This window comes from Intrasporangium sp. DVR (assembly GCF_040365325.1).
In the GTDB taxonomy this organism is placed as follows: domain Bacteria; phylum Actinomycetota; class Actinomycetes; order Actinomycetales; family Dermatophilaceae; genus Intrasporangium.
Genome location: NZ_BAABZW010000024.1, coordinates 49,246 through 61,967, shown reverse-complemented (window position 1 = coordinate 61,967; position 12,722 = coordinate 49,246). Strand labels below are relative to the sequence as shown.

Genomic DNA, 12,722 nt, shown 5'->3' with positions numbered 1-12,722 from the left:
GGGCCCGCCCTGACCCAGGACCACCCCGTGGTCGACCCGCCCGCGTCCGCGTCACCCCCCACACCGGTCGCCGACCCGCCCCACCTGGCCCGGCTGCGGGCCGACCTCGCCGCGGCGGGCTTCACCGTCGACGGCGTCGCCGCGCGGCTCGGTCCCGTCGCCTCGGCAGCGCTCCGCCGCGAGCAGCCCTTGCCCGCCCTGCTCGCGACGGCTGCTCCGCTCGACCCCGTTGCCGCCCTGGTCCGTCTCTTCACCCTGGGGCGGCCCGTCGCCCGAGCGGATCTCGAGGCCGCCCTGCCGACGCTCCGCGTCGATGGCGCCGCCGCCCTGCGGCTGGTCCGGTTCGACGGAGACGACGTCGTGGCGACGTGCGACCTGCGGCCCTACGCCGACGACACCCACGACTGGTGGGTCGCCTCCGACCTGTCCGAGCTCGCCACCCGTGAGCCCCTGCGGCCCGACCACGTCCTCGGGATCGGGGGCGCCTCCACGACGCTCGCCATGTGGGCGATCCGCCGCCGCGTCGGACGGGCGCTCGACCTGGGCACCGGCTGCGGGGTGCAGGCGCTGCACCTGGCCACCCACGCCGACTCGATCGTCGCCACCGACATCTCCGAGCGGGCCCTCGACTTCGCCCGGTTCAACGCCGCGCTCAACGGGCTCGACGTCGACCTGCGCCGCGGTGACCTGCTGGATCCCGTTGTGGGGGAGCGGTTCTCCCTCGTCATCTCCAACCCACCGTTCGTCATCACGCCGCGCGCGGAGGACGTCCCGGTCTTCGAGTACCGTGACGGCGGCCGGTCGGGGGACGCCGTCGTCCAGTCCCTCGTGCGCACGGTCGCGGCCGTGCTCGAGCCGGGTGGCGTCGCCCAGCTCCTCGGCAACTGGGAGGTCCCGCGAGGGCGCACCTGGCGCGACGTCTGGGCCGGCTGGCTCGACGGCGTCGAGCTCGACGCCTGGGTCGTCCAGCGAGAGGTCCAGGACCCGGCTGAGTACGCCGCGCTGTGGAGCCGGGACGGCGGCCTGGTGCCCGGATCGAGCGAGCACGAACGTCTCGGCGCCGCCTGGCTCCGCGACTTCGCCTCCCGGGATGTCGAGGCGATCGGGTTCGGCGTCGTCACGCTCCAGCGGCCGCTGACCGATCGCGTGCCCTGGCGGTCGCTCGACGAGGCACCCGGCCCGGTTGCTGCACCGATGGGTCCCGTCATCGAGGCCGGTCTCGAGGCACGCACGTGGCTCGCCGAGCACGACGACGACGACCTCCTCAGCGTCGCGTGGTCGTGCGCCCCCGACGTCACCGAGGAGCGCCACGGCCGTCCCGGCGCTGAGGACCCGTCCGTCATCCTCATCCGGCAAGGTGGCGGGCTGCGCCGCGTCGTGCGAGCCGGGACCCTGCTCGCCGCCTACCTCGGCGTGGCCGACGGCGAGCTGGCCGCCGACGCGGCGCTCGACGCCATCGCCACCCTCCTCGGGCTGGATCCCGCAGCGGTCCGGGCCGAGGTGGTCCCCCAGATCCGCGACCTCGTCGCGGACGGCCTGCTCGTGTAGCAGTCCCGGTCCCGGACGCAGCGCATCCGCATGCGGGCCGCGCCAGTCCCCGGCCCCGCGCCCGAGGGTGAGTGGGCTGGGAGCGAGCCCAGCGGCATACGGCCGCTGAGCAGGGAACTTGTCAGTGAGTGAGCACTCACTCATACTCGACCTCATGGCCACCACCACCGGACGCGCCGCGCCCCTCTCACCCGCCGAGCGGCGCGAGTCACTCGTCGAGGCCTTTCTGGAGCTGGCCAGGCGACACGGTCGGGTCCCGACGACGAGCGAGATCGCCGCAGCCGCCGGGGTCGCCGAGGGGACGATCTTCCGGGCCTTCCCGAGCAAGGAGGCGCTCCAGACCGCGGCGGTCGAGGCCGCCTTCTGCCCGGCCGGGGCTCGCCGGGAGTTCCTCGCCATCGACCGGTCGCAGCCGGTGCGCGACCGGCTCGTGGACTTCGCGGCCGCCCTCCAGCGGCGCATCCGCGACGTCCTCGACCTCATGGGTGCCCTCGGTCTGAGCCAACCGCCGCCCGTCCACCAGCACGCCGCCTGCCTCGAGACGGGGCGACACGTGCCCTCCGAGCCGAGCGACGGGTGCCGGGCGCTCCACGTCGACCTCTACGAGGCCGTGACCGACCTCGTCCCCTCGGAGGAGATCACGGTGACCCCCCACCAGCTCCTCCACCGCATCCGCCTCCTCAGCTTCTCGGGGAGCCACCCGGGGATCGCCCACGGCGAGCTGCTCACGCCCGAGGAGGTCGTCGACACCGTCCTCTACGGCGTCGCTGCCCGGCCCGGGCCGAAAAGCGATTGACCCGCACCCGACGTCAGCCCCTAGCGTCGAGCCGGCGCGACGGCCCACCCGAACCGAAAGGCACCCGATGCTCCTCCGACTGCTTCGGAGCCACCTGCTGGCCTACCAGCGCGAGATCGCGCTCATCGTGCTGCTCCAGCTGGCCAGCACCATCGCCTCGCTCTACCTGCCCAGCCTCAACGGCGAGATCATCGACGACGGCGTCGCCAAGGGGGACACCGACTTCATCGTCAGCCACGGCGCGCTCATGCTCGGGGTGAGCGTCGTCCAGATCGCCACCGCCGTCGCGGCCACCTTCCTCGCCGCCCGGGTCGCCATGGGCATCGGGCGGGACCTGCGGGCCTCCGTCTTCGACACCGTCATCGACTACTCGGCGCAGGAGGTGGCGCGGTTCGGGGCCCCCACCCTCATCTCGCGCAACACCAACGACGTCACCCAGGTGCAGACGGTCCTCTTCATGGGCTTCGCCATCCTCGTCTCCACGCCGATCATGATGTTCGGGGGCATCATCATGGCCCTCCGCGAGGACGTCGGGCTCTCCTGGCTCGTCGCCGTCGCCGTGCCACTGCTCGGCCTCGTCGTCGCCCTGGTCATCTGGCGCATGATGCCGTGGTTCACCCGCATGCAGACCTCCCTCGACGGGGTCAACCGCGTCCTGCGCGAGCAGATCACCGGGATCAGGGTCGTCCGGGCCTTCGTCCGGGAGGAGCACGAGGAGGCGCGGTTCGGCCGGTCCAACGCCGACCTCACCGAGGCCGGGCTCCGCGTCGGCCGGCTGATGGCCCTCGTCTTCCCCGTCGTCATGCTCATCTTCAGCATGTCGACCGTGGCCGTGCTCTGGTTCGGCGCCTACCGCGTCGACAGCGGCGCGATGGAGGTCGGCTCGCTGACCGCGTTCCTCGCCTACCTCGTCCAGATCCTCATGGCGGTCATGATGGCCACCTTCATGGCGACGATGATCCCCCGCGCCTCGGTGTCCGCCGGGCGCATCGCCGAGGTGCTCGACACGACCTCGTCCGTCGCCCAGTCGGTACAGCCCATCCCGATCCGGGCACCACGGGTCGGCGTCGAGCTCGTCGACGTCGAGTTCCGCTACCCGGGCGCCGAGCACGCCGTGCTCCACGACATCACCTTCGAGGCCACCCCCGGTCGGATGACGGCCATCATCGGCTCGACCGGCGCCGGCAAGACCACGCTGCTCGGGCTGGTCCCGCGGCTGTTCGACGTCCGGTCCGGCCGCGTCAAGGTCGGCGGCGTCGACGTGCGCGACCTCGAGCTCGACGCGCTGTGGGCGCGCATCGGTCTCGTCCCGCAGAAGCCCTACCTCTTCACCGGCACCGTGGCGAGCAACCTGCGCTACGGCAACCCCGACGCGACCGACGAGGAGCTGTGGGACGCGCTGCGCATCAGCCAGGCCGCGGACTTCGTCGCCCAGCTCGGCGGCCTGGACGCCCCCATCGTCCAGGGGGGCACCAACGTCTCCGGTGGGCAGCGGCAGCGGCTCGCCATCGCGCGCGCGGTCGTCAAACGCCCCGACATCTACCTCTTCGACGACTCGTTCTCCGCCCTCGACCTGTCGACCGACGCCAGGCTGCGGGCGGCGCTGCGGCCGGTCACCCGCGACGCGACGGTCATCATCGTCGCCCAGCGCGTCTCCACGATCATCGACGCCGACCACATCGTCGTCCTCGACGACGGGCGCATCGTCGGACAGGGGACGCACGACGAGCTCCTCCAGACGTGCGAGACCTACCAGGAGATCGCCCTGTCCCAGCGCGCGGCGGAGGAGGTGGCCTGATGGCTGAAGGAGTCAAGACCGCCGAGGAGAAGGCCGCCGAGGCCCGACGCGGGCCGGCCCGCCGGGGCGGACCACCGCACATGATGATCGGGCAGCCCGGCGAGAAGTCGCTCAACTTCGGGCCCTCGGCCAAGCGGCTGCTCGGCCTGCTCCGGCCCGAACGCGGCAAGGTCGTCGCCGTCGTGACGCTCGTGGTCGTCAGCGTCTTCCTCAGCGCGATCGGGCCCAAGATCCTCGGCCGCGCCACCGACCTGATCTTCGGCGGCCTGCTCGGACGCCAGCTCGCCCGGCAGGTGCCGGCGGGGACGACGACCGACCAGGTCATCGCGGGGCTGCGGGCCCGCGGCGAGGAGAACCTCGCCGACATGCTCCAGCGGGCCGGCGTCGTCATCGGGCAGGGCATCGACTTCGGCGCGGTCGCCGACGTGCTCCTCCTCGTGACCGGTCTCTACGTCGCCTCGTCGCTGCTGCTCTGGATCCAGGGCTGGATCCTCCAGGGCGTCCTCGCCCGGACGATGTACCGGCTGCGCCAGGACGTCGAGGCCAAGCTCAACCGGCTGCCGCTGCCCTACTTCGACAAGCAGCCGCGCGGCGAGATCCTCAGCCGGGTCACCAACGACATCGACAACGTCAGCATGTCGCTCCAGCAGACGCTGTCGCAGCTGCTCAACTCGCTCCTCACCGTCATCGCGGTGCTCGCGATGATGTTCTGGATCTCCTGGGTCCTCGCCCTCATCGCCCTCGTCACGATCCCCATCTCGATCGCCGTCACCGGGCTCATCGCCAAGCGCTCCCAGAAGCTCTTCGTCCAGCAGTGGCGCAACACCGGCGAACTCAACGGCATCATCGAGGAGACCTACACCGGCCACGGCCTCGTCAAGGTCTACGGGCGGCAGAAGGAGACCGAGGCCCACTTCCGCGAGAAGAACGACGAGCTCTTCGGGGCCGCGTTCGGGGCGCAGTTCGTCAGCGGCATCATCATGCCCGTCATGATGTTCATCGGGAACCTCAACTACGTCGTCGTCGCCGTCGTCGGAGGTCTCAGGGTGGCGTCGGGCACGATGTCCCTCGGTGACGTCCAGGCGTTCATCCAGTACTCCCGGCAGTTCACCCAGCCGCTCACCCAGGTGGCGTCGATGGCCAACCTGCTCCAGTCCGGGGTGGCCTCCGCTGAGCGGGTCTTCGACGTCCTCGACGCCGAGGAGCAGGAGCCCGAGGTGACGGTCCCCGACGTCATCGACGAGCCGCGCGGGGAGGTCGCCTTCGAAGGGGTGTCCTTCTCCTACACACCGGACCAGCCCCTCATCGAGGACCTCGACCTCGTCGTGCGGCCCGGGCAGACCGTGGCCATCGTCGGGCCGACCGGCGCGGGCAAGACGACGCTGGTCAACCTCATCATGCGGTTCTACGAGCTCGACGGCGGACGGATCACCCTCGACGGCGTCGACATCCGCGACCTGACCCGGCACGGCCTGCGCTCCCGGATCGGCATGGTGCTCCAGGACACGTGGCTCTTCGCCGGCACGATTCGCGACAACATCGCCTACGGGCGTCCCGACGCGACCGAGGACGAGGTGCTCGCCGCGGCCCGCGCCACCTACGTCGACCGGTTCGTCCACTCGCTGCCCGACGGCTACGACACCGTCCTCGACGACGAGGGATCGAACATCTCCGCCGGCGAGAAGCAGCTGATCACCATCGCCCGGGCGTTCCTCTCCGACCCGGCCCTGCTCATCCTCGACGAGGCCACCAGCTCGGTCGACACCCGCACCGAGCTGCTCGTCCAGCAGGCGATGCGGGCGCTGCGGTCCGACCGGACGAGCTTCGTCATCGCGCACCGGCTCTCCACGATCCGCGATGCCGACCTCATCCTCGTCATGGAGAACGGGCGGATCGTCGAGCAGGGCACGCACGCCGAGCTGCTCGCGCGTGACGGCGCCTACGCCACGCTGTATGCCGCCCAGTTCGCAGGTGCCGCCGCTGACGTCGACGACGTGGCTGAGGTCACCGGCCCGCCGGTGGGCTGACGCACCGCCCCGCTCGGAAGAACACAACACCGTCCGACGACCCGCCCCGGCTCGAGCACGAGCCGGGGCCCGGGCAGCGGAATGCTGTGTCCGACGAAACGCCTCCCGCCTCGACCCTGTGCACAACGTCCGCGCGCCCACGCCCGGTGCCGCCACGATCGGTCCATGCGTGCAGTCGAGGACGCTCTCAGCCGGCTGGGCGGCGTGGCCACTCGGGCCGAGCTGCTCCACGTGGTCACCCCGCGCGAGCTGCGCGCCGCCGTCCTCGCCGGGACGGTGCTGCGGCCCCGACGCGGACGCTACGTCGCGCCCGGCGCCGAGCACGCCAGGCGAGTCGCGCACGAGCTGTCCGGTGTCGTGTCGCACCGGTCCGCCGCGCTGGCCCACGGATGGAAGGTCAAGACGGCACCTGAGCTGCCCGAGCTGACGGTGCCCCGCGGTCGCAAGCTGACGCAAGGCGCCAGGCAGGCAGCCGTGATCCGGACCGGTGTGCTGACCCGTCAGGAGCGCGCCGACGGGGTCACCGCGCCCCTCGCGACCGTGCTGGCCTGCGCCCGAGCCCTGCCGTTCGACGAGGCACTGTCCGTGGCGGACTCCGCGCTGCGCTCCGGGACGGTCCGGCCCCGCGACCTCGCCGCACGGGCCGCCGAGGTCGCTGGACCCGGGCGGCCCCGCGTCCTCAGGGTGCTGCGTCACGCGTCCGGCAAGGCGGCCAACCCCTTCGAGTCCGTCCTGCGGGCCCTCAGCCTCGACGTGCCCGGCCTGGACCTGCAGCCCCAGGCGCGCATCGAGGTGGCCGACGGCGTGATCGTCGTGCCCGACCTCGTCGATCGGCCGCGGCGCATCGTCATCGAGGCCGACAGCCACGAGTTCCACACCAAGCGGAGCCAGCTCGTTGCCGACTGCTGGCGCTATGCCGAGCTGGGGCTCGCAGGGTGGCGCGTCCTCCGGTTCAGCTGGGAGCAGGCGATGTTCGAGCAGGACTGGGTCCGGTGGGTCATGACCCGGCTCGTCGACCCCGGCGCCCGCCCGCCCGGGCACGGCGCGATCTGGCTGGCGCCGAACGGAAGGACACCACAAGTCCCGGCGGCGGCGGTCGGCTGAGCACGCACACCGCGAGAGCACCGCACCTGGTGTGTTCTGCCGATCGCTGGCGGGCCGCCTCCGATGGGCGGGAGGGCTGGGAGGTCAGGGGCGTGCGGGAGCGAGCTCAGCGGCATACGNNGATCGGCGGTGTGAGGGGCACCCCCGCCCGCCGGTAGCCTTGTCCGGTGCCCGACACCACCACGCTCACCGTCCAAGACGCCCTGCTGACCCTGCAGAAGTTCTGGACCGACCGAGGATGCATGGTCGTCCAGCCCTTCAACACCGAGGTCGGCGCCGGGACGATGAACCCCGCCACCATCCTGCGCGTGCTGGGGCCGGAGCCGTGGCGCGTGGCCTACGTCGAGCCGAGCGTGCGTCCGGACGACTCCCGCTACGGCGAGAACCCCAACCGCCTCCAGACGCACACCCAGTTCCAGGTCATCCTCAAGCCCGACCCCGGCAACCCCCAGGAGCTCTACCTGGAGTCGCTCGAGGCGATCGGCATCGACATCCGTGCGCACGACATCCGCTTCGTCGAGGACAACTGGGCGCAGCCGGCCATCGGCGCGTGGGGCCTGGGCTGGGAGGTCTGGCTCGACGGCATGGAGATCACCCAGTTCACCTACTTCCAGCAGGTCGGCGGGCAGAACCTCGACCCCGTCGCCGTCGAGCTGACCTACGGCATCGAGCGCATCGTGATGGCCCTCCAGGGCGTCACGCACTTCAAGGACATGCGCTACGCGCCGGGCATCAGCTACGGCGAGGCGTTCGGGCAGAGCGAGTACGAGATGTCGCGCTACTACCTCGACGACGCCGACATCCAGACCAACCGCGACCTCTTCGACCGCTACAGCGCCGAGGCGCAGCGGATGATCGACGCGCGGCTGCCCGTGCCGGCCCACACCTACGTGCTCAAGAGCTCGCACGCCTTCAACGTGCTCGACTCCCGCGGCGCCATCTCGACGACGGAGCGCGCCAAGGCCTTCGGCACGATGCGCCGCCTCGCCCGTGAGGTGTCCCGCCTGTGGGTCGAGCGGCGTGAGGAGCTCGGCTTCCCGCTGCTCAACGCCCAGCTGCCCCCGATCGAGGGTCGCGCGGTCCGGCCACCCTCGCACGGGGTGGAGGTCGACCGGGAGTCGTATGCCGCTGAGCTCGCTTCCCTCGCCCCTGACGTCACGCGTCGGCTGGCTCTCGAGATCGGCGTCGAGGAGCTGCCCCCGCACGTCGTCCCGGAGGCGATCGAGCAGGTGCGCTCGGGGCTGACCCAGCGGCTCGGTGCCACCCGCCTGCCGCACGGCTCGGTCGTGGTCCACGGCACGCCGCGCCGGATCGTGGCGCTCGTCGACGCGGTCGCGGCGCACGAGCCGGACGCCGAGACGCTGCGCAAGGGCCCGAAGGTCGCTGCGGCGTTCGGTCCCGACGGCGCGCCGACGAAGGCGGCCGAGGGTTTCGCCCGCGGTCAGAAGGTCGACGTGTCCGAGCTCGTGCGGGCCGAGTTCGACGGCGTCGAGCACGTCGCGGTGCGGGTCCACGAGGCCGGGCGCGGGGTGCTCGAGGTCCTCGGGTCGATCGTCGCCGACGTCGTCAGCGGGCTCCGGGCCGACAAGAACATGCGCTGGAGCGATCCCCAGCTGGCCTACAGCCGGCCGATCCGGTGGATCGTCGCGCTGTGGGGCGACACGGTCGTCCCGGTCGAGGTGTCGGGGCTGCGGTCCGGGCGCACGACCTACGGCGAGCGGACCGAGGCCGGGCCGCTCATCGAGATCGAGAACGCCGACGTGCTGCTGCCCAAGCTGGCGGAGCGAGACTTCCTCCTCGACCCCGCGGTGCGACGCGAGAGTGTCGTCTCCCAGGCGACGTCGCTGGCCGCCTCGGTCGGCGGGGTCGTCGACGTCGAGGGGGAGGCCGCGTTGGTGGACGAGATCACCAACCTCGTCGAGGCCCCGCACGGCATCCTCGGGTCCTTCGAGGACCGCTACCTCGAGCTGCCGGAGCAGATCCTCACGACCGTCATGCGCAAGCACCAGCGCTACCTGCCGGTCCGGTCCACGGCCGGCGCCCTGCTGCCGCACTTCGTGACCATGGCCAACGGTGACTGCGACGACGACCTCGTGCGCCGCGGCAACGAGAACGTCCTGCGCGCCCGCTACGAGGACGCGGCGTTCTTCTACGCAGCCGACCTCAAGGTGCCGCTCGAGGAGCTGCGCGCCGACGTGGCCAAGCTGACCTTCGAGGAGCGCATCGGCTCGATGGCCGACCGGGCCGACCGGATCCGCGACGTCGCAGCCGCGCTGGCCGAGCTCGTCGGGCTCGATGCGTCGGAAGGCACCACGCTGGCCCGGGCCGGGCAGCTCGCGAAGTTCGACCTCGCCTCGCAGATGGTCGTCGAGCTGTCCAGCCTCGCCGGCTTCATGGCGCGGGAGTACGCCCTCAAGGCCGGCGAGACGCCCGAGGTGGCGGCGGCGCTCTACGAGATGGAGCAGCCGCGGACCGCCGGGGGACCGCTGCCGGCGTCACGTCCGGGCGCGCTCCTCGCCCTGGCCGACCGTTTCGACCTGCTCATGGCGATGTTCGCCCTAGGGGCCAAGCCGACCGGGTCCTCGGACCCGTTCGCGCTGCGCCGCGCCGCCCTCGGGGTCATCGGCATCCTCCGCTCCCAGCCGACGCTCGCCGGGCTGACCGTCGAGCAGGGTCTGCGCGCGGCTGCCGACCAGCTGCGGCAGCAGGGCCTCGAGGTGAGTGCCGAGTCGATCGCCGACGCGCACGAGTTCGTCACCGGCCGCTTCGGCCAGCAGCTGCGCGAAGAGGGCGTGCCGTCGACGCTCGCCGCGACCGTGCAGCCCCTCGCCGGCACCCCCGGCAAGGCGGAGGCGGCGCTGCGGGACATCGCTGCGGTGCGCGGTCGGGAGGGGTTCGCCAAGCTCGTGGAGGCCACCCAGCGCATCACCCGCATCGTCCCGGAAGGCAGCCCAGCGGCATACGACTCGTCGGTGTTGCGCGAGGACGCCGAGCGTGAGCTGAGCGTCGCCGTCGAGACGATCCCAGACCTGTCCGGTGCAGCGCTGCCGGCGTGGGCGGACGCCGCCGAGCGCGTGGTGCCGGCGCTCGAGCGGTTCTTCGACGAGGTCCTCGTCATGGCCGAGGACGCCGACCTGCGCGCCGCCCGGCTCGGGCTGCTGCAGACCTTCGTCGCGCGCGCTCCCCACGGGATCGACTGGCGAGCCCTGCACTCGGCGCTGGCGGGCTGATCGACGAGCCGGGCGTGTCGCCCGGCGGGCCGCCAGACTGGGCTCAACCACGTCTGGAGGCGCCATGATCATCGACTGTGCCCTGTACCGCGACGGCCGTCGTCAGCAGGAGACCGCGCTGACCCTCGACCAGGCCGCTGCGCTCCACCGCGACGGCAGCGAGGGCTTCGCCTGGCTCGGCACGTTCGAGCCGGCGCCCGACGAGCTGGCGAGCATCCGGGACAGCTTCGGGCTGCACGAGCTCGCGGTGGAGGACGTCCAGACCTTCCACCTGCGGCCCAAGATGGAGCAGTACGACCACGGCACCGAGCTGGTCATCCTGCGCACCGCACGCTACGACGACGACCGGGAGGAGGTGGACTTCGGCGAGATCAGCGTGTTCCTCGCGCCGACCTTCGTCATCACGGTCCGGCAGGGGGTGGCGAGCGAGCTCCACTCCGCCCGCACCAACCTCGAGGCGCGGCCCGAGCTCCTCGCCGAGGGCACACCGGCAGTGCTGTGGGCGATCCTCGACCAGGTCATCAAGAGCTATGGCCCGGTCGTCGCCGAGCTCGAGCGCGACATCGAGCAGGTGGAGAGCACGGTCTTCGCGGGGGAGGCGGCGCCCACGGAGCGGATCTACTTCCTGCGCCGCGAGGTGACGAACTTCCATCGTGCGGTCCACCCGCTGCTCACGGTCCTCACGACGATCGAGCGGGCCCACCGGGACGGCCCGCTCGCGCCGTACTTCCATGACGTGCACGACTACCTGCGGCTCATCAGCGACGAGGTGGCGGCCCAGCGGGACCTGCTCGCCACGATCCTCGAGGCGAACATGGCGGTCATCTCGGTCGAGCAGACCCGGCTCGGGATCCGCCAGGGCCGGACGATCGAGCGACTGACGATCCTCGCGACGGTCTTCCTCCCCCTGACCTTCGTCACGGGCTTCTTCGGCCAGAACTTCCCGTGGCTCGTCGAGCACCTCGATGGCTTCGGCCGGTTCCTCGTCCTCGGCATCGGAGGTCTCATCCTGCCGCTGGTGGTCCTCTGGGGCCTGTTGCTCCGCGACCGCGAGGGCCACTCCGACTGACGCCGCGCCCCCGCCCCATCGAAAGAGCAGTTCGCGACACGAAGCCGTGTCGCGAACTGCTCTTTCGATGGGATGGGGTTGGCCAGGCGCTGTCGCGAAGTGCTCTCTCGATCAGGGGTCGAGACGATGCGGTCCGGGACCGAGCGTGGCGAGCTCGTCGCCCGGGTTGTTCAGCGCGCAGGTCGTCAGGCTGAGGCACCCGCACCCGATGCAGCCGTCGAGCCGGTCGCGGAGCAGCTCGATCCGCCGGATCTGCTCGTCCAGTCGCGAGCGCCACGCCGTCGAGAGTCTGGCCCAGTCGTGCGCCGTCGGCGTCCGCCCGTCGGGCAGCGTCGCGAGCGCGTCCTTGATCTCCTCCAGCGACAGACCGACGCGCTGGGCGGCTCGGATGAAGGACACGCGCCGGATCGTCGGGCGGTCGTAGCGACGCTGGTTGCCCGTGGTGCGGACCGACCTGATCAGCCCGAGGGCCTCCCAGTAGCGCAGTGCCGAGGTCGCGACGCCGGTGCGTTCCGAGATCTGCCCGATGGTCAGCTGCAGACTCATGTCAGCGGATCCTCGCCTCCGGCAGCCTGCGGAGGATCTCGGTGACGGTCTCGTCGGGTGTCTGCTGCGAGCTGTCGAGCCAGAGGCCGATCTTCGGTGTCTCGGTGCGGACCTTGAGGTCGAAGTCGCGGATCGACCACAGATCGGCATACCCGGTCTTGGTCCGCTCCGACTCTCGACGCATCACGGTGGAGACGTCCGGGGCCAGCATGACGAGGCTGACTGGTTGGTTGAGCTGGGCGAGGAACGGCTCGAGGCTGGCGCCGACGAAGAGGTCCTGGACGACGACGGTGAAGCCCGCCTCGGCGTAGATGTTCGCCGTGTGCGCGGCGAGCCGATGCCGCAGCGCGAGCTGGCGCTCGGCCTCCGGGTCGCCGTGCGGGCTCATGTCGACGCGGCCGCTGACGACGACGCGCCGGAACTCGTCGCCGCGCAGGTGCACCGCCCTGCTGAAGCGCTCGGCGAGCAACTGGGAGACAGTCGACTTGCCGGCGGCCATGACGCCCGTCACGACGATGGTCTGCGGCGTGTCGACGGAGGCCGGGAGGGGAAGCCGATCCGTCACAGGGCACACCTTAGGGCGACCGACGGCGACGTGGCGCGC

9 protein-coding genes are annotated in these 12,722 nt (G+C 71.7%); 7 read left to right on the top strand and 2 right to left on the bottom strand.

All coding sequences use genetic code 11. The features are described 5' to 3' along the window. Window positions 1-27 precede the first annotated feature (27 nt). The 7 genes from ABWV20_RS16670 to ABWV20_RS16640 all read left to right on the top strand — a co-directional run bounded on the left by ABWV20_RS16670 (window position 28) and on the right by ABWV20_RS16640 (window position 11,572). Complete coding sequence (locus ABWV20_RS16670; RefSeq protein ID WP_353357104.1) at window positions 28-1,548, top strand: DUF7059 domain-containing protein; 1,521 nt, start codon at window positions 28-30, stop codon at window positions 1,546-1,548. A 154-nt stretch (window positions 1,549-1,702) separates the two neighbouring features. Further along, window positions 1,703-2,344 carry a TetR/AcrR family transcriptional regulator gene (locus tag ABWV20_RS16665; protein WP_353357102.1) on the top strand — a complete coding sequence of 214 codons (642 nt, stop codon included), beginning with the start codon at window positions 1,703-1,705 and terminating at the stop codon, window positions 2,342-2,344. Window positions 2,345-2,411: 67 nt separating this feature from the next. Further along, window positions 2,412-4,142 (top strand): ABC transporter ATP-binding protein, encoded by a 1,731-nt coding sequence (locus tag ABWV20_RS16660; protein ID WP_353357100.1) that lies wholly within the window; start codon window positions 2,412-2,414, stop codon window positions 4,140-4,142. Beyond that, window positions 4,142-6,169, top strand: coding sequence for an ABC transporter ATP-binding protein (locus ABWV20_RS16655; RefSeq protein ID WP_353357098.1), 2,028 nt, complete (start codon window positions 4,142-4,144; stop codon window positions 6,167-6,169). Before ABWV20_RS16660 ends, ABWV20_RS16655 begins: the two co-directional genes overlap by 1 nt. 165 nt (window positions 6,170-6,334) lie before the next feature. Next, the gene (locus ABWV20_RS16650; protein WP_353357096.1) at window positions 6,335-7,273 is read left to right on the top strand and encodes a hypothetical protein; all 939 of its coding nucleotides are present in this window, start codon (window positions 6,335-6,337) and stop codon (window positions 7,271-7,273) included. A 167-nt stretch (window positions 7,274-7,440) separates the two neighbouring features. Then, window positions 7,441-10,503, top strand: coding sequence for a glycine--tRNA ligase (locus ABWV20_RS16645; protein WP_353357094.1), 3,063 nt, complete (start codon window positions 7,441-7,443; stop codon window positions 10,501-10,503). 64 nt (window positions 10,504-10,567) lie between these two features. Continuing rightward, window positions 10,568-11,572: a CorA family divalent cation transporter gene (locus tag ABWV20_RS16640; RefSeq protein ID WP_353357092.1), complete on the top strand. Its 1,005-nt coding sequence runs from the start codon at window positions 10,568-10,570 to the stop codon at window positions 11,570-11,572. Window positions 11,573-11,683: 111 nt separating this feature from the next. Here the strand turns inward: ABWV20_RS16640 and soxR are convergent, their stop codons facing one another. Together soxR and ABWV20_RS16630 are read right to left on the bottom strand one after the other, a co-directional pair. Next, window positions 11,684-12,118 carry a redox-sensitive transcriptional activator SoxR gene (gene soxR / locus ABWV20_RS16635; protein WP_353357090.1) on the bottom strand — a complete coding sequence of 145 codons (435 nt, stop codon included), beginning with the start codon at window positions 12,116-12,118 and terminating at the stop codon, window positions 11,684-11,686. A 1-nt stretch (window position 12,119) separates the two neighbouring features. Beyond that, the gene (locus ABWV20_RS16630; protein ID WP_353357088.1) at window positions 12,120-12,683 is read right to left on the bottom strand and encodes an AAA family ATPase; all 564 of its coding nucleotides are present in this window, start codon (window positions 12,681-12,683) and stop codon (window positions 12,120-12,122) included. Between the last annotated feature and the right edge of the window lie 39 nt (window positions 12,684-12,722).